At 33.0% G+C, this 20,693-nt stretch carries 22 protein-coding genes; 5 read left to right on the top strand and 17 right to left on the bottom strand.

Features of this window, described 5'->3' with window-relative positions; all coding sequences use genetic code 11:
• Positions 1-6: 6 nt before the first annotated feature.
• The gene (locus Q0910_RS07465) at positions 7-516 is read right to left on the bottom strand and encodes a DinB family protein (protein ID WP_299214299.1); all 510 of its coding nucleotides are present in this window, start codon (positions 514-516) and stop codon (positions 7-9) included.
• Between the two features lie 575 nt (positions 517-1,091).
• Here Q0910_RS07465 and Q0910_RS07460 point away from each other — a divergent pair.
• Entirely contained in the window at positions 1,092-1,457 is a 366-nt protein-coding gene (locus tag Q0910_RS07460) for a hypothetical protein (protein WP_299214296.1), read from the top strand.
• A 61-nt stretch (positions 1,458-1,518) separates the two neighbouring features.
• On the opposite strand, the gene Q0910_RS07455 is transcribed toward Q0910_RS07460, so the two are convergent.
• Both Q0910_RS07455 and Q0910_RS07450 read right to left on the bottom strand, forming a co-directional pair.
• Entirely contained in the window at positions 1,519-2,166 is a 648-nt protein-coding gene (locus Q0910_RS07455) for a hypothetical protein (RefSeq protein WP_299214293.1), read from the bottom strand.
• A 223-nt stretch (positions 2,167-2,389) separates the two neighbouring features.
• A complete protein-coding gene (locus tag Q0910_RS07450) occupies positions 2,390-3,289 on the bottom strand; it encodes a glycoside hydrolase family 16 protein (RefSeq protein ID WP_299214291.1) in 900 nt (299 codons plus the stop codon).
• Positions 3,290-3,931: 642 nt separating this feature from the next.
• Between Q0910_RS07450 and Q0910_RS07445 the strand changes: the two genes are divergently transcribed.
• Positions 3,932-4,675 (top strand): slipin family protein, encoded by a 744-nt coding sequence (locus Q0910_RS07445; RefSeq protein ID WP_299214287.1) that lies wholly within the window; start codon positions 3,932-3,934, stop codon positions 4,673-4,675.
• Positions 4,676-4,700: 25 nt separating this feature from the next.
• Here the strand turns inward: Q0910_RS07445 and Q0910_RS07440 are convergent, their stop codons facing one another.
• Genes Q0910_RS07440 through Q0910_RS07430 form a run of 3 tightly spaced genes read right to left on the bottom strand, consistent with a single transcriptional unit; the run spans position 4,701 to position 6,152 of the window.
• Positions 4,701-5,138, bottom strand: a complete 438-nt coding sequence (locus tag Q0910_RS07440; RefSeq protein WP_299214285.1) for a nucleoside deaminase — start codon at positions 5,136-5,138, stop codon at positions 4,701-4,703.
• Between the two features lie 4 nt (positions 5,139-5,142).
• On the bottom strand, positions 5,143-5,391 hold the full coding sequence (locus Q0910_RS07435) for a hypothetical protein (protein WP_299214283.1): 249 nt from the start codon (positions 5,389-5,391) through the stop codon (positions 5,143-5,145).
• Between the two features lie 8 nt (positions 5,392-5,399).
• Positions 5,400-6,152 (bottom strand): DUF5995 family protein, encoded by a 753-nt coding sequence (locus Q0910_RS07430; RefSeq protein ID WP_299214280.1) that lies wholly within the window; start codon positions 6,150-6,152, stop codon positions 5,400-5,402.
• A gap of 117 nt (positions 6,153-6,269) precedes the next feature.
• Between Q0910_RS07430 and Q0910_RS07425 the strand changes: the two genes are divergently transcribed.
• On the top strand, positions 6,270-7,352 hold the full coding sequence (locus Q0910_RS07425) for an acyloxyacyl hydrolase (RefSeq protein WP_299214277.1): 1,083 nt from the start codon (positions 6,270-6,272) through the stop codon (positions 7,350-7,352).
• A gap of 13 nt (positions 7,353-7,365) precedes the next feature.
• Here Q0910_RS07425 and Q0910_RS07420 read toward each other — a convergent pair whose 3' ends face one another.
• From Q0910_RS07420 to Q0910_RS07395, 6 genes are all read right to left on the bottom strand, one after another.
• On the bottom strand, positions 7,366-7,968 hold the full coding sequence (locus Q0910_RS07420) for a hypothetical protein (protein ID WP_299214274.1): 603 nt from the start codon (positions 7,966-7,968) through the stop codon (positions 7,366-7,368).
• Complete coding sequence (locus Q0910_RS07415; RefSeq protein ID WP_299214271.1) at positions 7,961-8,455, bottom strand: sigma-70 family RNA polymerase sigma factor; 495 nt, start codon at positions 8,453-8,455, stop codon at positions 7,961-7,963. Before Q0910_RS07415 ends, Q0910_RS07420 begins: the two co-directional genes overlap by 8 nt.
• Positions 8,448-9,287 carry an alpha/beta hydrolase gene (locus tag Q0910_RS07410; RefSeq protein WP_299214268.1) on the bottom strand — a complete coding sequence of 280 codons (840 nt, stop codon included), beginning with the start codon at positions 9,285-9,287 and terminating at the stop codon, positions 8,448-8,450. The genes Q0910_RS07415 and Q0910_RS07410 overlap by 8 nt, the downstream gene beginning before the upstream one ends.
• Before the next feature lie 246 nt (positions 9,288-9,533).
• A complete protein-coding gene (locus Q0910_RS07405) occupies positions 9,534-9,725 on the bottom strand; it encodes a cold shock domain-containing protein (RefSeq protein ID WP_091410689.1) in 192 nt (63 codons plus the stop codon).
• A gap of 287 nt (positions 9,726-10,012) precedes the next feature.
• Entirely contained in the window at positions 10,013-10,243 is a 231-nt protein-coding gene (locus Q0910_RS07400; RefSeq protein WP_299214266.1) for a hypothetical protein, read from the bottom strand.
• 286 nt (positions 10,244-10,529) lie between these two features.
• Positions 10,530-11,066: a DinB family protein gene (locus Q0910_RS07395; protein ID WP_299214263.1), complete on the bottom strand. Its 537-nt coding sequence runs from the start codon at positions 11,064-11,066 to the stop codon at positions 10,530-10,532.
• A 187-nt stretch (positions 11,067-11,253) separates the two neighbouring features.
• Between Q0910_RS07395 and Q0910_RS07390 the strand changes: the two genes are divergently transcribed.
• Entirely contained in the window at positions 11,254-12,228 is a 975-nt protein-coding gene (locus Q0910_RS07390) for a YitT family protein (RefSeq protein ID WP_299214260.1), read from the top strand.
• Between the two features lie 314 nt (positions 12,229-12,542).
• Positions 12,543-13,481, top strand: coding sequence for a hypothetical protein (locus tag Q0910_RS07385; protein ID WP_299214257.1), 939 nt, complete (start codon positions 12,543-12,545; stop codon positions 13,479-13,481).
• Positions 13,482-13,776: 295 nt separating this feature from the next.
• Here the strand turns inward: Q0910_RS07385 and Q0910_RS07380 are convergent, their stop codons facing one another.
• From Q0910_RS07380 to Q0910_RS07360, 5 genes are all read right to left on the bottom strand, one after another.
• A complete protein-coding gene (locus Q0910_RS07380) occupies positions 13,777-15,186 on the bottom strand; it encodes a hypothetical protein (protein ID WP_299214255.1) in 1,410 nt (469 codons plus the stop codon).
• 109 nt (positions 15,187-15,295) lie between these two features.
• On the bottom strand, positions 15,296-16,864 hold the full coding sequence (locus Q0910_RS07375; protein ID WP_299214253.1) for a serine hydrolase: 1,569 nt from the start codon (positions 16,862-16,864) through the stop codon (positions 15,296-15,298).
• 286 nt (positions 16,865-17,150) lie between these two features.
• A complete protein-coding gene (locus Q0910_RS07370; RefSeq protein WP_299214250.1) occupies positions 17,151-18,995 on the bottom strand; it encodes a PLP-dependent transferase in 1,845 nt (614 codons plus the stop codon).
• Positions 18,996-19,153: 158 nt separating this feature from the next.
• Positions 19,154-19,630, bottom strand: a complete 477-nt coding sequence (locus Q0910_RS07365) for a nucleoside deaminase (protein ID WP_299214247.1) — start codon at positions 19,628-19,630, stop codon at positions 19,154-19,156.
• 93 nt (positions 19,631-19,723) lie between these two features.
• On the bottom strand, positions 19,724-20,674 hold the full coding sequence (locus Q0910_RS07360) for an XdhC/CoxI family protein (protein ID WP_299214245.1): 951 nt from the start codon (positions 20,672-20,674) through the stop codon (positions 19,724-19,726).
• Between the last annotated feature and the right edge of the window lie 19 nt (positions 20,675-20,693).

Below are 20,693 nucleotides of genomic sequence, written 5' to 3'. Positions count from 1 at the left end.
AATGAGTTAACAACCTTCTGCATAAGAGAAATTCTCTTTAGACATATATTTCAAATAATCTAATTTTAATCTTGTAATTTGGTTAAAATGTAGATAATCGTGCGCCAACCAATTGGCTAGAAATTGTGAAGCAGTCATTGGTCCTAAATCCGAATGTCTTGTTATATTTTCCCATTTTGGGTTTGCTAGAGAATTTAGCCAGATTACTGAAGCTTTTCGCTCTTCTAAAAAACGATGTAACACTACTTCATACTCTTGCTTTGCATATCTTCGTTCCTCAACCCAGCCTTCGGGATCAATTGGTGTGAATGGCTGATCAGGAGTATCAAGTATATGTTTCGTTCTTTTTCTAAAATCTTCTCGTTCTTCATCATACAGATGACCAACGATCTCTAATAAACACCATCTGTTTGGTTTATCTTTCCACAAGTACTCTTCTTTGGGAACACCCTGTAAAAGTTGTTTAAAAACTAGTTTGTTTCTTTGTAAACCTTCAATTATAGTTTTATGTTTCATATTACATTATGATTTCTAAATTATCGCGCTAGCTAAACATATGCTTTAAAAGATAGAGAGGTTCCTAGCTTCCAAAAAGTTGGGGCCTTTCAAAATACCCTTCATTTTACTGTTTTTTTAGTTATTTATAATCTTCTCAAACATATATAACCAAAAAATATTACCCCTAACAGAAAAGGGTAACAAACCCCTATGAAAATCAGTTATTTCACTCTTTATATATATGATAGTATGGTTTACTTTTGGAAAAACAATATTGAAGTTCTTATAATTATTTGAGTTAGCCAAATTCAATATATGTAATAAACAAAAAGCCTAAGAAATTGTAACACCAAAAACTCTCTCTTTGAGTATGGGCCAGTCAGAACCGAGGGTAAGAAAAAACTAGATAAATGTAATTGTATACATTTCTGACAACAGTGGAAGTATTCAAAACTAAGTGGTAATTATTTTTTTAGGCTTTTTTGTGATATTCTATTTCGAACTATTGAAAACATGAATCTATTATACCAAATCTCTTCTATTAATTACAACTACTTATCTGGCACTCATTTTAAATCTAAAAATGCCTAATTATGATCACCATTAATTCTAAAAGAATTATCAGTTTTTTAATCGTACTTGCCATTTCGTTTCTGGGGGTTACTTGTGGAAAAGAAAAATGTCCAAAACCAGATGCAGAAAGTATTCAAGCAACAATTACTATTGCTGCTGGAGGATTAGCTATTAGTGGCAGTGCAGGATCTGTAAAACCAGGAGCTACCGTAACCATTACCGATGCTGCAGGTATATCTACTACAGTTACCGCAAACAATGACGGAAGCTTTTTTGCTCCCTTTGGTCAGTCCAATGCTGGAGTAGGAGATTCATTATTCATTACTCAAAAAACCAACAATTGTGCAGAAAGTGATGATGCAAATGTAACAATACAGCGACCTTAATAACCAACCGCGAAAGGGTTGGCAAATATTTAGTAGTATTGCCGACCCTTTTAAAATCAATTTAGTTATTGTAGGGATCCATTATACTAACGGGTTTATGTCCCTGTTCTTTTTTAAGTTGCTTTTTATTAAAACTTCCTTCGAACTCGTTAGAGTATATATTTCCTGTATCATCCAAACTTGTAGTCGTTTCTACATTTAACTTAAATCTAAATTTCGACTTAATTTTTCCTTCTAAACAAGGAACAGTAAAATCCCAATATTCATTTGGATTGATATATACTGAATGATAACTATTGCCGCACCAACTACTTGGAAGATATTCAATGTCTTGCCATTTATTCTTATGAAAAACTTGTCGAATGATGGAAATCCTGCTGTCCTGAGCTGATAGTTGAATAATAGAATCGGTATTATTGATCAAAAATACTTTAAACCCTTTCACTCCTTTCTGAAATTCGGCTATAGAATCGGCATTAACAACAAGTTGAAAGTCTGAAGTCCTCCTTATTTCCTGAATAAATTGATCATTTTTTATAGGTCCATTAGATGCCTGATAAAAACCTCCTGGAGCTTCTGTATCAGTCTTACTGGTTCCTGCGTAAAAATATCCTCGAAGTTTATATTGTACATCAAGACATTTTAACTCCTGAGCTTTAGCATATCCAAAGCATATTATTAACAAAGTGGTAAGTATACTATTTTTCATATCAATTGGTCTTCAAAACTTATACCAAAACTAGTGATTGCTACACCTAGCAAAAACTGATATTTCGCTAAACCATCTTTTGATTGAGTTAACCTATTGATTCACTTAGTTAACGTACTTTAAAGACTATTACATCTTAGATCTTTTATCAACTATAAAGCACAAAAAAACTGTCTCGAAATAACCACGAGACAGTAAATTTAGCTTTAATAGTATTGTTCTTTTAGAGACTTCGTTTATCCAATCTAACATAATCTACGTACATATAGGTATTCCATAAAATATTTATTCTGGAATTATTAAAAATACCTGTATCTGAACCTACATTCAAATTAAATATAATATTGTGGTCTTTAAAATTCTCTAGTTTTAAGTCATTATCCACACTATTAGTGTAGTTAGCAACACGATTACCATCTACATAAATTTGAACCGTTACCGAACCATTTCTATTGATCCACCTTTGTTGATAGGTGTGCCATCCTTCTCCTACATTGTAGCCTCTTTCGGCATTGTTACCAAGCTGATTTTGTAAATAGTTTTGACCATAAAATAAGTTACTGGCAAATCTTGCAGAATTACCAAAAGAATATCCTTCCATAATATCAATTTCTCCACGAGTAGGCCAGGTATTACTTCTTTCATTCACCGTCCAAAATGCGGGCCATGCTCCATAAGTTTCTGCAAATCCTTTATAATTGTTTCCTTCTCTAGCGATTAATTTAATTCTTGCAGTCAATCTATACTCTTCATTTCTTCCAGGATGAAAATCAAAATTGGATTTCACATGACCAGATTCATAGGAGTCGTTACCCGATTTATAGGCTTGCAAACGCAAACAACTACGGCCATCAAGACTTGCTATTTCTGCATTCCAGTTTCTGTAAGTACAACGACTAGAATTATAATCCGCTCTATTATGCGTTCTTTCCCATTTGTTCAAATTACCATTAGCATTAAAATTATCCGTAAATTGTCTACTCCAAGGCCCAGCCTTTTCATATGACTCATCTATACTTTCGATAGCATTCGAAGATTCTTCGAGGATGATATCTTCCTTTTCACAGGCAGATGTAAAATAAATTAATAACAAAACTCCAAAAGATTTGACTAACATTCTCATAATATTACATTTTGGTTAATGATTATGTTACCAAATTATGAACGATTTTATTAATTTATTAAATAAATACATTAAACTATATTGAATATTCAGTTTTAATATTAATTTTTTAGCAATAATTTAGAACAGAATATACAAGACCTAAGATCCTACAAGGATTTATACGAATTTGAACAACGCAAACGTTTGCGTTATTTTTATCGCATTTTTTTAGCTGAATTCTAAAAACATAAGAAAATTTTAAGATGTTTTAGTATTAAAAACGCTTAAAATCAGACTGATATCTTCTTGACTATATTAAGAAATGTCGTGTTTATGTTTCCAAAGGAGAAAGTAACTTACTTTTATCAATTACAAATCAATTATTTACAGCGTTTTTCTAACATTGTTGATGTTTGTTCTTTGATAACTTACTTCCCATAAATAATTATAAGCTTAGTGTAGATACAAATCGTTAAATGTTTTGTACTCCTTTCCATTTTTCGTAACTTTAAAAGGAACTCCTTAAACAAAAATGGAAGTTTTCTACTTTCTTTTTATGTTACATTTTTGAAGCCAAAAAAGTTATACCCTTTCCCCTCCTTAGTTTCTTTTTAAGGCTTTTTACAATTACTAAGTACTTAATACAAAACACAAGTCAAAATGAACCCAATAACAGTTGCCAGTATTATCTTTGTAGTTTTTCTATTCGCTGGAATACGCATCGTTTTTGAATATAAAAGAGCCTTAAAATTCCGTTTTGGAAAATATATTAAAACCCTACAACCGGGTTTTAGATGGATTATCCCTATTGTAGAAACGATCCAAGTCGTAGATATTCGTGTAATCACAATTAATGTGATCTCGCAGGAAGTAATGACAGAAGACAATGTGCCTTGTAGTATTGATGGAGTAGTTTTTTTTAAGATCAATGACCCTGAAAAAGCAGTATTGGAGGTAGAAGAGTTTAAATTTGCTATTACACAATTATCTCAAGCAGCATTAAGAGATGTATGTGGTAAGGTAGAATTAGACACCATTTTATCTAAACGTGAAGAAATGGGTAAAAATATCAAAGGTATTGTAGAGCAGGAAACCAGACAATGGGGTATTGAAATTATCGATGTCAAAATAAAAGATATTCAGTTGCCAGAAAATATGCGAAGAATGATGGCTAATCAAGCGGAAGCGGAACGATCAAGAAGAGCTCAAATTATCTTAGCACTGGCAGAAGAACAAGCTGCAGGTAAGTTACTGGAAGCAGGTAAATTAATCGATCAATCTCCCTCTGCCATAAAATTAAGACTGTATCAAACGCTATCTAATATTGCTGCAGAAAAGAACTCTACAATTATTTTCCCTTTCCCCGAAGAGGTATTGAGTAGAAAAACTGAAGAAACGGAATGATATTTTATCTTTAATTGAATTTCATTTACTCCCCGATATCTTCATTCCAGATTTCGGGTTTGTTTTTTATAAATGTATTCATTAAATCTTTGCACTCCTGATTGTCGAGGACAATTACTTCTACTCCATTTTCTTTTAAAAGAGCTTCAAAACCCAAAAACGTTTCGTTTTCACCAATAACTACTTTGGGTATTCCGTATAGTAATATAGCTCCTGTACACATAGAACAGGGTGACAATGTAGTATATAATGTACATTTCTTATAAACAGAAGCAGGTTGTCTACCTGCATTCTCAAACGCATCCATTTCTCCATGAAGTACTACACTTCCTTCTTGAACCCTTTTATTATGGCCTCTGCCCAGGATCTTATCTCTATATGCAATGACAGACCCAATAGGTACACCGCCTTCTTTAAGTCCTTTTTTTGCCTCTTCTATTGTAGCTTGCATAAATTTATCCATAGGTTTATAGTTTGGGAATTTTTAATTCTTCTTTTTTAATATCAAAAGTCTCTTCTAACCAATTAGTTATTTGCCATATATGAGTATACTCCTTTCGTTTTCCAAAGCGGTTAATGAAAGTTTTGGAAAACGTTTGATGATGGATAATCAAATAATATTTGATTCCTATTTGCTTAATTTCTAGTAAAGAATATGTTTTATCCTCTAAACACTTTATTAATAACTTGAATAAAACAAAATTTTCGTTCTCCATAAGTTTATTCAATGTAACAATTCCTGAATTTTCGCCAAGACAGAACCACGCTCACCTATTCTGACAATCCCTAATATGACTCCTGCAATAAATCCTGGATTAGTAATTATTAAGGCTTTTTGTGCTACTTTTTGATCTCTTTGTTCGATTAGTACTTTTAATTGATCATTTGGAATAGCAGCTACTTCTTTGGCAAATTTCCAGGCTCCATCTCTAGCTAACTCCATGCTAAAGTCGATAAGAAAATTATCTACTTTACGAGTAAATTTTAGAATCTTTTTTAGTGTTGGCCAGATATTCGTCAAATCATTTTCAACTTCTACTACTAAAGATGAAAGAATCTCATTGATTTTATCAAAATCCACTTTAAGATCTTCTATATTTTTTCCTATAGAAACTTCTGCCGCTGCAATGCCCAGATCTAAATTAATATGTGCATTCATTCCAATTAATAGATGTTGTAGCACTATTGGCCAATAGTCTGTAGATACATCAAAAGCAATTTTCCAAGAATCTGTTACTGGTTTGTTTTCCTGATAGTCAAAATAAGCATCCAGATATCTACTAGCAAAAATCACATCCAGCTTTTCCATCCTTGGACCATCATCAAAAAAATCATTCTCTATACCTTCCTTGACTTTTAAGGTTACCCTTCTGTACAAAGCAGCAAAATATCCTAGTGGATCATTATTGGTTTGTGACTTAAGAATAATATCATCTAAAGAAGCGATGACCTCATCAATGGTTATGATTGGTTCCAAAATGTAGTTGTATAATGTTGATTACCTCTAATGTACTAATAATACCATTTGAATTTATTTAAAATTTCATTTCTCTTAACTTAATTTTCAGTAAATTTAATAAGACACTGATTTGCAATGAAAAAGGCAGCTTTATTATCAGCTTTAGTATTCGGATATACTTCGTTTTGGGCTCAGTCAAATCCTACTTTTTATGGTATAAAATCACATTACGGTTTTATCATAGCACATTCACCAGAATTAAAACCTATTTCGCAAACGAATCCTTATGGAATACAACTAGAATATAGCTGGCTAAAGACTAGTGACAAGGCCTGGAAAACCTGTTTTTGCTATGGTAGGTCAGGATTTTCTTTTGCTTATTATAATTATAATAATCCTGATGTATTAGGTAGTTCTTATAACTTGATTTACTTTGTAGAGCCTTATTTTACATACCGAGGTCCTTTAAAGTTTTCTCTGAGAGGTTCTATAGGAGGTACCTATCTCAATAAAAAATTTGATGAAGAAACAAACCCTGAGAATTTATTATTCAGCACGCATTTTAGTTTTTATCTAGCTTTGTCGCTTAATCTTAACTACCATATTAATGATACTTATTCCATCAATCTATCTGCGAACTACAATCACATTTCTAATGGAGGCCAAAAACAACCTAATAAGGGAATGAACTTTCCGACGCTTTCTATAGGTGTAGACAAAGTCATCAACAATACATCATTAAAACGAAAACCCAAATCCTTGCGTTCTTATGACACTTCACTAGATTATTATATAGGCACATTTGCCAGTCTGAGATCATCTGATAGAGATGCTGAAGCTTCCAATCATCTTTTGATTGGGTTCATGGGTGGAATTCTAAAACCGGTATCTGGGATCAATGGTTTAAATACCGGTATAGAATTGTGGTACGATTACTCTGACCGAGAAATAGCAAGACAGCAAGGAATCAACGATTCTGCTTTTTCCTCAGCCATTACTGCTGGGCATCATTTCTCTATTGGTGACTTTTATTTCTTACAGCAGTTTGGTTTTTATTTAACACGTCCAAAGAATATTCAAGGAAATTGGTTATACCAGCGATATTCTTTTTGGTACAGCATTGGTTCCTCTAAACGCTGGACTATTGGAGCGTCTCTAATAGCCTATGGTAAGGTTGCAGACCATATGGATGGCAGATTAATATATCTTATCAATTAGCCTATTATTTACGTTATACAATCTCTTCTGTCATTCTCTTTTTTAACTGGATGATTTCTAACAAAATCTTTATTTCTTTCTTAATATTTTTTCGAACGGCAACAAAAGGGATGATCGCACCGATGATGTATGAAACATCTATTAAAATCATTTGCCAAGTTTCAAAATACAAACTAAACTCTGGAGTAATCATATAAAAACCTATCGTATACAAACCTATGATTCCAATAGTTATGGGTCCGTGAATGGTTTTTCTAAAGTTATAAAAAGTAATCGTATCATTTGTTGTCTGTAATGCATCATCCAACATATTTATCTTTTTTGTTTTAGATACACTAATGATCTCTATAATAATTCTTGTTAATAATCCACCAACCATTAATCCTACACCTACTCTACTCAATAGCTCCTGCACCGGAGCTACAAAATAGAAAAAAGCGATTATTCCTATTAATACTATGGATAACACCGAGATATTTCCATAATGAAAACGCGTGCTCCAACTTTTCTTTTTTCTTATTGATGAGAACAAGTCTTCTATGTCATATGATGTGCTTTCAATACTGCTTTTATCCTTTTGCCATTGATTCTGCAATGCTTCAAATTCGTTATTCATTATCTAATATTTTTTTAAGTCTTTTTTTAATCCTGTGAATCTTTACTCTTACATTCGTTGGTTTTATTCCCATAACTTCTGAGATGGTATCATAATCCTGCCCATCTAAAACCATCATAATTAATAATCGATCTAATTCTTCTAAGGTACCTATAGCAAGATAAAGGCTCTGATTTTGATCTGAAGTTGATTCTGAAGACTCCTCTGTCAGCGCATATTCAACTTTCTCTATAGATACCTTTTTCTTCTTTTTTTCTTTTCTGATATACTGCAAGCAAGTATTTACTGTAATTCGATACACCCATGTTTTATGACTGGATTTCCCCATAAAGCTCTCCATTGCATTCCAGATATTGATAAATACTTCTTGAGACAAATCATTGGCTAAATCAGTATCTCCTTTCATATAACCCAGACACATTTGTAGTACCATCGGATAACATTGCTTATAGATTGTTTCGAAAAGTTGCTGGTTCTTTTTACTCATTAATCAAGAAAGCATTTACTTTTTTATAAAATAATTCTGGTTGATCGAACATAATAAAATGCTTACTATCAGGTATCATCTCTATGGTTTTATCAGATAGGGTAGCATATTGTTTCTCATAATTTGTTTTTGCCATTTCAATAGTAGGAAAAGCTGCTCCTAAAATTAAAGTTTTTGCAGTAACTTTATCTAGTACTTTTCTAAGATCTAATTTTAAAAGATCTGTATATCCGTAAACATACGTTTCTCGATCTGCTTTTAGTATCCAATTAAGCAAAGTATCGACTTTATCCTTTTTATTAGTCATGTTTTGAGCCATCATCATGGCGGTTTGTTTAAACTGATCGTCATTCATTGCTAACATCTGTTTATTATATGGGCTTTCATACTGAATCTGGCTTTCTGGAACGCCTGGCATCATTAACTCGCGCATACAAGGGATCGAATCCACAAGTACAAGATTCTTTATTACATCAGGTAAGGCAGCGGCAATATCTACTGCTAGATTTCCTCCCATACTATGTCCAATAATAGTAACATTAATCAGCTCATTCTCTTTAATATAATCAATCAATTCTTTCTTTATCGTATCATACCATGGCATTGCAATAGGTGTATTACCATCAAATCCAGCATATGATATTAAGTGATGTTCTTGATCACCTTGTATATGAGAGACAGTCTCATCCCAGATTGATCCAGGATTAGTAAAACCAGGTAAAAATAAGATCGGACTTCCGTTTCCTGACACCTCTACGGTAATCGCGGGAGCTTGACTAAAAGCCAGATTAATAATTGCAAATAATACAAGGGTGATTTTTAAATTTCTCATGATGTTTTGTTTTGATTTCCTCTTTGATGCAAAAGGTTACAAATTGTTACAACACCATTCCAAAAAAATAAAAAAAAGAACTAACTATCTGTTTTTCAGGTTTTAAAATTCAAAAAAAATATTACACTTTATAGTAGTTTTAGGATCATATATAATAATTAACTACAGATATTCAATAACATAATCCATTAAAAAAGCCTATCAAAATTGATAGGCTTGTCTATTAAAAAAGTTATGTAGTATATATTAAATTACTTTTACATTTACTGCGTTTAAACCCTTTTTACCTTCTTGTAGATCAAATTCAACTGCATCGCCTTCACGAATTTCGTCTACTAATCCTGAAATGTGTACAAAATGTTCTTTGTTTGAACCTTCTTCCGTTATGAATCCAAATCCTTTGGCGTCATTGAAGAATTTTACTGTTCCTTTGTTCATTGTTAAAATTTAAATTAATTACTTATTGATTTGCAAAGATGATGCCAAACCTGAGTTTTGATAATTAGGCACATCTTCGTTAATCGTAAAGCTACGAATAAAAATTTTATATTAGTTATGGGAATACCTTAGATTATTTTAATTAAGCTTCAATTTGCTTTTAATCTAACTATTTCGAATTGAGAATTTTAAAAATTTTAATCATTTGCGCTTGTTCCATATGTCCCCAGAATAGGAATATCAAATAATCTAAAGTACACTCCTAATTGTGCTCTATGATGCACTATTTAGCGCAATACAGGTCTGATTACCTCATATTTGGTCATTTTCATAAAAATTTGATCTCCACTATATATTGTCCATATTGGAAGAAAGTCATCTTCCTTAGCATTACTTAATATTTTTTTACTCTTTTTCCAAGATGTATCCAAAAGTGCTAATAATTCTTCTGCATTTGTTACAGGTATTAGTTGATAAAGTGATGTAGTAAAATCCAGTTTATCTGTAGTAAGTCCCATTTCTGTCGAACCGGGAATATCTGTGAGGTGTAATCATAACATCTTTCCATCCATACTCTTTTCATGAGATTTCCAATCAAATTTATCAACTGGAACTTTTGCCAGAAACTTATGCAGAATATTGATTTCGATTTCTAATTGTTTTCCTAATGAAGGGATAATTTGCTTATTGTTTATTAGTTTGATTAGTCCAATTATTTAGACTACTAAAGACACAAATATCCCTTTTAAGGTTATCTCAATTTTTCAAGCTTATAGGATTCCAATCTTTATATAATAGTAATATCTATTCCATTGGTTTATAATTTAAAATAGTCAGATATTGTGGCCAAGGACCAACTTCGTCTTTGTATTGCTTAGCAATTACTCTAACAATTTGAGCAATATGTCCTAAATCATGTACAACCCAAGCAGCCAAGAGTTGGCTCAATTTGACCTCTCCTAATTCGGGATGCATTCCTTTACGATTAAGATCACCAGAAGAAAGGTTTTTTGATTTTAATAGCATAAGGTTACTGTTTCTGAGAGTTTCGAATTCTATGAGTAATGCCGAGAGTGTTTTTCCTTTACTGTTTTCGAATTGTGCGAACCTATCAAAAGGTTCAAACGTTTTATCAGGAACATCACTCAAAATAATTTCGGTTCTAACTATCCAATCAGTCTTTTCTCCATGAATTAAATGCCCCATCACATCAAAAGGACTCCAAGTTTTCCCTCCTTCGTTTTTATAAATCCATTCAGAAGGCAATTCCTTCAGAAAACCTTTTAGGAGTATTGGGGTTCTTTCTAAAATCAATATTGCTTTATCTAACTCAAACTTCATAGTAGATCATTTTTATTTTATCTGTTGTTTCTAATTTACCTTATTTTTTTGTCATAAAACAGTTTTTCCGTTTCCAGTATTTATACTAAAAACTAAATTCACGGTTTCGTACAAAAAACACCCAAAACAGCTATTATTAAAACACTCACAATCAATCATTCCTGTCAATTTTGACTATATTTAATAAATGAATCCACTATTACAATATATCCTATTACTGCGCGCCAAAAAAAGGTTAAAAACCAAAAGTGGTAATCAAGCAATTCTGAAACGACAGATTGTAACCGAGTTAAGAAAAGGACACGTAGAGTTTGTTCATTCTGTAAAAGAAATAATATTTATATCGGCGGGAGTTCTTTCTGCTGGATTTGGACTTAATGGCTTCTTACTCCCTAATCAATTTATTGATGGTGGTGCCACAGGAGTTTCTCTATTGTTACAAGTATTCTCTAATATATCCTTGGGGTTACTACTTATTATTGTGAATCTTCCTTTTATAATTTTAGGGGCCAGAACTATAGGCAACGTATTTGCTATCAAAAGTATTATCGCTATTACCGCTTTGGCTATCGCAGTACATTTTATACCCTATCCCATAATAACAGAAGATAAATTATTGATTGCTTTTTTTGGAGGTTTCTTTTTAGGTTTAGGAATCGGTATGACAATGAGAGGTGGTGGTGTTATTGATGGTACGGAGGTCTTGGCAATTTATCTAAGTAGAAAATGGCACATGACTGTTGGAGATATCATACTATTGATTAATATCGTTATATTTTCGGTGGGTGCTTATTTACTTTCCATGGAAACTGCATTATATGCAATTCTTACGTATTTAATCGCAGCTAAAACCGTGAACTACATAGTTGATGGAGTCGAAGAATATATCGGTGTTACCATTATTTCTAAAAAAAATGAAGAAATCAGGTTAATGCTAACCAATAAAATGGGGAAAGCATGTACTATATACCATGGAAAACAAGGGTATGATAAACCTAATAGAGAACGTGCTAACTTCGAAATAGTATATACAGTATTGACCCGTTTAGAAATAGCTAAACTGAGTACCGAAATTGACAAAATAGATAGAAATGCATTTATTGTGATGGACCAGGTTAAAGATATTAAAGGAGGCATGATAAAAAGAAAACCAATGCAATGAGATTTACTCTCGTTAGTATCCCTCTTAACGTTATCCAAAATCCAATATCATTTCAGTAAATCATATTAAAAAACAAACATTAATCACAACTATGGATAGCATTAGTTAACTTTTATGCATAGACATAAAGTTCTATATTTTCATTTAAATAATATTATTCTTTGAGAGGGTAACAAAATGGTATTGTCTTTGATATATAAGTACTAAAGCAAATAGGTTGTGAATTGGTCATAACTATTTGAAAAGCAATAAAAATAACCTAACTTTATTCGTTACCAAGGGAAAAAATCACACAAATACAATTTATTAAAATCATGAAAAATACTTCAATTATATTGATCCTATCATTACTTTTTTCTTTTGTTGTAAAAGGGCAATCTCCTATTGAAGGAGGATATATACAACTTACTAATGATGAATATAATGAGCTAATAGAGATTAATCAAGAAAATGAGCTTAATGGTAAATATTATGTAAGAGAATTTAAGGACAAAAAACTGATAGGTATTCATAAAATTGAATATCGAAAAGGTAAAAAGCACGGAGAATGGTTGCATTTTCTAATTTTCAGAAAAAAAGGATCTTTAGATTTATCAACAATAGAGAATTATGAAGATGATCAAAGAAATGGTTATTATTATAATTCTGACAATGGCTTTACTTTTACTGAAGAAGGAAATTATGAAAAAGGAAAAAAAGAAGGTTTATGGTATATTACGAAAGGTGGATCTAAAGAAAAGGTTAACTACAAGAATGGAAAGAAACATGGCGATTATTGGCGTCAGGATGCATCCGGTGTTATTGTGAAAGGAGCATATAAAAAAGGTGAAAAACTTGATGATTGGACGATCGAAGACCTTTCTGGAAACACCAAAACACAAGGAGAAGATACTAGCACTACTTTAACTTCTACAACTCCTGTTGGTACAACCGGAATACAAATAATTGAAGGTAACATTCATAAACCAGATGGATCTATTGTACCCATTGCTGTTGTAAAATTGCAATTATCTGATACTTCTTGTACATACGCTTTTTCAGATTACGATGGTAAATTCAGTATAGAAATGGATACTAGTAATATTACACCAGATAGTTATTTTGAAATAGTTATAGAAGGCTTTCCTAAAAAAACAGTTCCTTTTTCAGAATTCTCTAATCAGGATACTATTGTACTGGAAAAAGGCAGAAAAAAAGTAAGCTATGATGAGTATCGCAGCTATTATGAATCTATGAAAGATTGTCATTTATAATCTCTAGAACGACATTTTTCCCTGTGTATTCTGAAATAAGGATTACTAATTCCATTTAGTCTAAACAACAAAACGGTAGGGTATCACCTACAATTAAGCGTTATATACTAAAGGGAATGTTATGATATTTTTAAAAACACATTTTAGATTCAGTTTTAAATTGGTAATGAATTTTCTAAAAGAATTACCTTCTTCTTGCGGGTATGCCATACGGAGATAGTTTTATGATAAATCAAAAAAAGGCCTCTATTTACTGAAATAACAGAGGCCAAGTACTGAAAATACTTTTTTACAATTACGTTACATCGTCAAATGCCTTCTTGATCGCTGTAGCAATTGGTGTGCGTTCTGTATGAACATCTACAGGTGTATTAGGTGAACCATAGCCTGGAGAAGGTTGATTCCAAATAGTTGCATTATTTTCCAGATTTCCTCCACGAGCAACTGAATAAATCCCAAAACCATCTTGATCCCAAAACCCATTAGGAAAACCTGAAGCTGCTCCTCCATACCAAGTATATATATCCGGGCTACCTCCTTGATTCCACCACTCGTCACAATACTCAAAATAATACAACCCAAGACACAATCCTGAATCATACGGTTTAAGTGGTGAAGTCGGTTGAACTCCATAAGCTTGTGGTAGTACATTAGTAAGGACATTTGCTGTAAGTGTCTCTGTAGCATTATCCGAATAAATTGTTGATGGATCAGTTGGAGTAGAATGACCTGTAGCCGGAATTCCATATTCTGTAAAAATTACCGGTTTAATAGCATCACCCGTCAAAACGTTGTAACCTGCAGGAGGAGAAAAGGAATTATCAATAAAAATAGATCTAAACGTTTGTGTTTGATACGTATTCACTCCCCAAAAATCAATTGATGGGCATGCAGCCATATAAGTCTGACAATTTTGTGTAATTAGTGGATTATCATGAACTGCCATACCAACTAGCTTATTTGGTGCAGCTGTTTTTGCGATTTTTGAAAATACTTCAGCTTGCGACCACCAAAACTTAGCTTTCGCTTTGTCTTCATACAAGTGCGTATTATCATCTAGCTCATTCTGCACTATAAATCCCATTACAGCTTTGTGTGTTCCTACCGATTCTACAGTTTCCTTTAGCACTTCCTTCCAGAAAGTTTTTTGATTTTGTGATACTGCTGCTGGGTTATCGTAAAGTTCTTTCCAAAACATCCCTTGTGGTAAAGGTACTCCAACAAGAACCGATAGTCCAACCTCTTCACAGGCATCTAAAAAATTATTATGAGTAAACTTATGAACTGTTGAATCCCAAGGATATGATGGATAATCATATTCATATACTTCCTTACCACCAACATTTTTCGGGTATCCTGATTTGAGTTGTACCTGACGTGAAAGCATTGAATAGACCCGGATGGTATTTACACCAAGTGCCTTGATTCTTTTTAAATCTTCTCGATTTGGACTTCCACTAGCCCAAAGTACATCCCAGCCAGTAATTTTGTATCCCGTCCCAGAAAAAGTATCCCAAAACCAGTCGCCCATACCTGGAGCATTCCCGTTGGATCCATTAATAGGGCACGGAGAATAACAAACGCCTTTAATTTTAAATTCCATCGGTGTAGATGTGCCTATTTGTTTTTCAAGTTTTGATGTTGATACACCATTAACAGTCTTGGTTGAGACGAACCAAGAAGTTGTGTTCATTGTTCCTGACATAAGTTTTCTTTTAATATATTTTTATATTTTTTTGTAGCAAATTTCTGACAGTAATTTATATAGAAAATATGGGGGAATTAACCCGTGAAAATACCTGAATTTATAGTGTTCAATGTTTAACTCGTTTTAAGTCTAAATCTTGAAAATCGAAACTAAAATCAATATTAGGAGAGATACCTTTCATTTTTATGCCTATTCCTTTGCCTTCTTCGTTTAAACTAAATGTGGCAAATGCATCTGCATTCATGTCGGTATATTCCCATTTAATTGCAAATGTAGTAGCTTTATAAAAATACATTTGACCATTCAACTTTGGTGATCGTTTGGATATAAACCAAAGCTTACCATCCTTCATTGCAATTTCTACTTCGCCAAACCAGTTGTCTTTATAAGTCCCCGCATAGTTATTTAAATCAATGATGGAAGATTTGTTTTCCTCAACAACCTTCCATACTTCAGTAGTCAACGCATCTGACTCGTTACCCCTAGTTTTTGTTCTATCTGCCAATTCTTTAATCCAGTCTCTTTCTTCAATCTCTAAATAAGAATCAAGTATCATCTCTGGAATGGAACTATATGCGCTTCCTCCAGATGATGAATTCGTTAAAACTACAATTCCCAAATTAAGTTCAGGAACTAAAACTGTTTTAGAAAGCATACCTGGCAAACCACCGGTATGGGAAACAACAATTTTCCCTTGTTTATCTATGATGAACCAACCTAAACCGTAGGCTGCAAAATGTTGCTTTGTTCTCGGATTTGGTTTTGTAGTAAACCCTAAGTTAGTGTGGGGCTTCCACATCTGATTTTGTTGTTTTTCTGAGAATAATTCATTAGACAAATCCTTTCCATATTTACCCCTATTTAATTGCATGGTCATCCATTTACTCAAATCATCGACACTTGCATAAATACCACCCGCTGCAGCTACAAGATCTCCATCATAAATTGGTAATTGTCTTATTTGCTCACCTTCTGAATCGTGTGGCAATGCAAGATTGGCATTTTTTTGTAGTCTCGAATTTGTGGGTACTGAGTTATTCATACCTAATGGTGCAAATATTTTTGATTGCACAAAATCAGACCAGCTCATTCCGCTCACCCTTGCCACTACTTCTCCTGCTACTATATACAATAAATTGTCATAATCATATTTAGTCCGAAAGTCAGAAGTAGATTTCTGGTATTGAAAACTAGTAAGAACATCTTTAATGGTAAAATCTCCTCCATCAGGAAAAATCATCAGATCACCTGCTCCAAGGCCTAAACCACTTCTATGAGTTAGAAGATCTACAATAGTAAAATTAGCGGTTACATAATCATTGTACATTTTAAACTCAGCAATATGATCGATCACCCTATCCTGCCAATTAAGTTTACCTTCATCTACCAGAATCGACAATGCGGCAGCTGTGAACGCCTTAGAATTAGAGGCAATAGCAAACAATGTGTGCTTATCTACCTTATTCTTGTTTTCAATAGATTTAACTCCGTACCCTTTAGAATGAATTAGATTTCCATCTTTTACAACAGCTACGGCAATCCCAACAGAAGGAGTTGAATCTAATGCTCTGGCAACAAGAGCATCAATTTGAGCTGAATTAATCTCTTGGCTAAAAAGTGAGTTACCTATGAAGAGACATAGTATCGATGAGATAAAAAGGACTAATTTTTTCATAATTACTTTATAATTGGTTCTAACATTATATGTGTCTTAATAGCGTAAAATGTTACTAAATAATCGACTAATCTGTCAACACTTTCCTTTGATAAAAATTTAAAAGCTCCTCCGATAAAGACATGTATGTCTAATAACCAAAACTTGTGCAATCGAAACTAAAGCAACAACTAGTAGCTCATAAGTTTCCGAAAAATATAGTTGTAAAAAAGTCCAATAATTGAAAACATAGAAAAACACTCAATAATATGAATACCTTGGAAAGCTCTCACCGCCTTCATTATAATTAAATTTTTCCGACAAAATCTAAAAAAACTTTTTTATGAAGTTCAAGATCCATATTTGGTGAAAGTGCTACGCGGGCAATATAATCTTTGTCACCTTCTTTAGTTGTCCCTTGAGTAGATGTTGCTGGTATCGTCCAGTAACATCCTTTTAACTGGCCATAGCTCACACAGTATTTACTTTCATTGGGAATCTCTGTAATCATTAAATTGATTAATTTATGATTTAGCGCTCGTTTATAAGATTCTTTTTCTTCATCAGTAGTGCCTTTAGTTGGAAGATCTAATGAAAATACTGATGGGGTAAATCCTTGCTGTGCCAATGCTGACGAAACAAAATTAATTTTCGCCTCTGGTAAAGTATCATTGATGAAGTTTACAAATTCGCGTGTATTCTTGTAGGCATCACTAATTCTTTGATTCATTGAAGGCAGCTGTTTGGCTAATATCTCATATTGTAGCGCTGTTGCTTCGTTATCACAAAGATTAAGATGCAATTCTATTTTCTCCATTAAAGAGTTCGCTTTTTCATTACCTACAATATAACCAGCTGTACATTGTCCACCACTTGGAAATTTCGATCCACTAGCGTACGAAATAGCACGAACGGTTGAGAGTATTTCACCTTCTCCCAGAAATAGCACATTAGGACAAAATGTTTGATCCAAAATAAAAACGGGATCGACAGCAATTTCACCAGCTGCAGTTTTACGTACTTTACTTAAAGCATCTTTTAACTGTATTAGATCAGGAACTTCGACTCTAGGATTCGTTGGAATTTCAGCAATGATATAAGGGATAGCATCTTCCTTAGCAATTTTATCTAAAACTAAATCTATACTTTGTACCATATCATTATCACCATCCACTGGTAAGTCCACCACTTCCACATTATCAATACAAGCAGCAACTCGTCTTGCCTGATCATTTGTACCACCGTAACAATTTGGTGGAACAACAAATTTGATAGCCTTTCCTTTATGTTTTTCTTGTGCATCGTGAACTAACCCCATCATAATCGCATATTGAATAGATAGGCCGCTAGAACCAACTAGTGGTTTTGTGTTTGTACCGGTAATTGCTACAATTGAATCTAGGACACTTGTTTTGTTTGTCTCGACATTATTTTTCTTACTATCAAAAGAAGACTTCTTTATTAGAGCACGCAATGCAATAAGACAATTGGCTGGTGTCATAGCAATGGTCTCTCTTCTTCTTACATGTTGAATTTCTGAAATGTAACTTTGATTTTGTTCGCCATTTACTAATAAAATACTTCCTAAATCAGAATAAACACTTATAAAAAAGTCGACATTTGGAATAAGACCAATAGTTTTAATTTCATCTTCTTCAGAAATTAAAATGGTACTTCCGTTAAAGTCAGGAATGGCTGACACATCCTCAACATGCTTTAAATCAAACTTATAACCATAAACATTCTTTAATACTTCAGCATCAAAAAAATGAGGTAATTCATCTGTATAAATGATTTGGGTGTTTTTATCATCTAACAAATTTTTCCTTAGAATTGCCAAAATAGGAATCGTCTTTGATGAAAAACTGATTACATTTTCTGGTTTTAAACTATTTAAGTTAGCGATCCCCCATTCTAGTACACAAGATAATGGGTGACCTAATCGAATATAGTCATAAGCCGTTGGTAATTCAGCTAGTATTGATGTTTCAGAATTATTGTCATTAAATAAGGTTTCAAACTGTTCTAAGAATTGAGTTTTTGCCAGTTTTTCATTATAAATATCTAGTCGATGCGTAGTTAGATTCAACCAGTCAGTTGGCATATTATCTAATACATCTTTAATATAATTTAGCATTTTATTTACTCCCATAAATTTGACCTTTGGATAGGCTATCAATATACATTAATTAGATTTTTTCTTAAAGTGTTACCGAACGTTTTGTCAGTGTCTCATACAGTAAGATCCCTAACAATACATCTGTCGGTTTCGAAAATCTTTCTTACACGATTCCTTGATTTAAATTTTTATTAATATTCGGTTCTGTCAGTTTTCGAATCCCATTTTTGAAAAACTTTTATTGCTTCATCACGTAGTCCGTTGGTAAACTCTATTTGTCTATTACCAATGCCTACTGCAATCTCATCATAAATTAATTGATCATCAAATTCGATATCCGCAGCATCTTCACGGGTACAACCATAAAAAACTTTTTTAGGTCTAGCCCAATAGATAGCTCCCAAACACATTGGGCAAGGTTCACAAGAAGTATAAATTATACAATCTTCTAACTGAAAAGTATTTAATTTTTTGCAAGCTGTACGAATGGCATCTACTTCTGCATGCGCAGTAGGATCATTCTGCGAGGTAACCTTGTTACATCCTTCCGCTATTATTTCTCCATTTTTTACAATCACCGCCCCAAATGGACCTCCTGTATTAGAATCCATGCCATTTTCTGCAAGTTCAATTGCACGCCTCATAAATTTCTTATCCTCTTCTGTCATTTCTATATAATTTAATGTTTTTAGTCTATCTCTTCAACCACGAATTAAAATCGGATGGAAATGTATCTTTTTTAGGTTAAGAAACAAAATATATTATTGGTTCATGTTTTTGATTTTAATAACCTGAGCAGCAATACTTACTGCAATTTCATTTGGGGTTTGACTTTTTATAGCAAGCCCTATAGGTGCGTGAATCTTGTTTAATTGAGACGTTGTAATACCTTCTTTTTGTAAAACCTCCCACATTGTTTCTAATTTTGCGGTACTCCCAAGTACACCTATGTACGAATAGTTATTTCTAATAAGTTTACTCAGCACTAATTTATCATAAGTGTATTTGTTGGTCATAATTGCGACATAACTCTCTGAACCTTCTGAAATGTAATCCGCTATTTCGTTGAAGTCTATTATTAGCTTTTGATGTGCACTTGTGTTTAGCTCAATCGTATTTAGATGTTCTCGATTATCAAAAACCACAACATGAAATCCAAGAGTGACAAACAATTCAGAAACGGCCACACTTACATGTCCTCCACCAACAATATATAATGTACTTCTAAATCCTATATATTCTTTATAAAACCAATCTTGAGATGACGTTATCTTGTATTCAAATTTATCTTCTTGCTGTTCATTAGAAAAATTGATTGATCTAGGTGTTAGTGTTAGTGTTCCTTTAGCATTAGCCTGCAAACAATCCAGAACTCCTTCAATAACCGAAACGTGATTTGTATCTAAAGGATGAAAGACCACCGTCTGCTCTCCTGAGCAAATCATTCCTGAGCCATCTTGTTTGTGGCCTTGATGTATTTGTTTTTTCAAGAATATTTTCAAATCCCCATCTTGTAGCATTTTTTTGGTTTCTTCAACCAATGAAAATTCCATAACGCCTCCTCCAATAGAACCAAAAATAAAACCGTCTTCAGCAACCAGCATTTTAAATCCTTTTCTGCCAGGAGAACTACCAATGTTTTCTATAACAGTTAGTACATATACGTTTTGGGTATCTCGTAATTTTGATAAAAGATGTTGCCAGAATTTCATACGTTTTATTAAAAAATAT

The organism is uncultured Aquimarina sp. (assembly GCF_947495315.1).
In the GTDB taxonomy this organism is placed as follows: Bacteria; Bacteroidota; Bacteroidia; order Flavobacteriales; family Flavobacteriaceae; genus Aquimarina.
This window is presented reverse-complemented; position numbering and strand designations above follow the sequence as displayed.

Excerpts from the sequence above, each read along its gene's own strand:
- Q0910_RS07465 (WP_299214299.1), bottom strand. The coding sequence starts at position 516 with ATGAAACATAAAACTATAATTGAAGGTTTACAAAGAAACAAACTAGTT.
- Q0910_RS07390 (WP_299214260.1), top strand. The coding sequence starts at position 11,254 with ATGAATCCACTATTACAATATATCCTATTACTGCGCGCCAAAAAAAGG.
- Q0910_RS07385 (WP_299214257.1), top strand. The coding sequence starts at position 12,543 with ATGAAAAATACTTCAATTATATTGATCCTATCATTACTTTTTTCTTTT.
- Q0910_RS07405 (WP_091410689.1), bottom strand. The coding sequence starts at position 9,725 with ATGAACAAAGGAACAGTAAAATTCTTCAATGACGCCAAAGGATTTGGA.
- Q0910_RS07410 (WP_299214268.1), bottom strand. The coding sequence starts at position 9,287 with ATGAGAAATTTAAAAATCACCCTTGTATTATTTGCAATTATTAATCTG.
- Q0910_RS07425 (WP_299214277.1), top strand. The coding sequence starts at position 6,270 with ATGAAAAAGGCAGCTTTATTATCAGCTTTAGTATTCGGATATACTTCG.
- Q0910_RS07400 (WP_299214266.1), bottom strand. The coding sequence starts at position 10,243 with ATGGGACTTACTACAGATAAACTGGATTTTACTACATCACTTTATCAA.
- Q0910_RS07460 (WP_299214296.1), top strand. The coding sequence starts at position 1,092 with ATGATCACCATTAATTCTAAAAGAATTATCAGTTTTTTAATCGTACTT.
- Q0910_RS07365 (WP_299214247.1), bottom strand. The coding sequence starts at position 19,630 with ATGACAGAAGAGGATAAGAAATTTATGAGGCGTGCAATTGAACTTGCA.
- Q0910_RS07445 (WP_299214287.1), top strand. The coding sequence starts at position 3,932 with ATGAACCCAATAACAGTTGCCAGTATTATCTTTGTAGTTTTTCTATTC.
- Q0910_RS07375 (WP_299214253.1), bottom strand. The coding sequence starts at position 16,864 with ATGAAAAAATTAGTCCTTTTTATCTCATCGATACTATGTCTCTTCATA.
- Q0910_RS07360 (WP_299214245.1), bottom strand. The coding sequence starts at position 20,674 with ATGAAATTCTGGCAACATCTTTTATCAAAATTACGAGATACCCAAAAC.
- Q0910_RS07450 (WP_299214291.1), bottom strand. The coding sequence starts at position 3,289 with ATGAGAATGTTAGTCAAATCTTTTGGAGTTTTGTTATTAATTTATTTT.
- Q0910_RS07440 (WP_299214285.1), bottom strand. The coding sequence starts at position 5,138 with ATGGATAAATTTATGCAAGCTACAATAGAAGAGGCAAAAAAAGGACTT.
- Q0910_RS07420 (WP_299214274.1), bottom strand. The coding sequence starts at position 7,968 with ATGAATAACGAATTTGAAGCATTGCAGAATCAATGGCAAAAGGATAAA.
- Q0910_RS07370 (WP_299214250.1), bottom strand. The coding sequence starts at position 18,995 with ATGGGAGTAAATAAAATGCTAAATTATATTAAAGATGTATTAGATAAT.
- Q0910_RS07395 (WP_299214263.1), bottom strand. The coding sequence starts at position 11,066 with ATGAAGTTTGAGTTAGATAAAGCAATATTGATTTTAGAAAGAACCCCA.
- Q0910_RS07380 (WP_299214255.1), bottom strand. The coding sequence starts at position 15,186 with ATGTCAGGAACAATGAACACAACTTCTTGGTTCGTCTCAACCAAGACT.
- Q0910_RS07435 (WP_299214283.1), bottom strand. The coding sequence starts at position 5,391 with ATGGAGAACGAAAATTTTGTTTTATTCAAGTTATTAATAAAGTGTTTA.
- Q0910_RS07415 (WP_299214271.1), bottom strand. The coding sequence starts at position 8,455 with ATGAGTAAAAAGAACCAGCAACTTTTCGAAACAATCTATAAGCAATGT.
- Q0910_RS07455 (WP_299214293.1), bottom strand. The coding sequence starts at position 2,166 with ATGAAAAATAGTATACTTACCACTTTGTTAATAATATGCTTTGGATAT.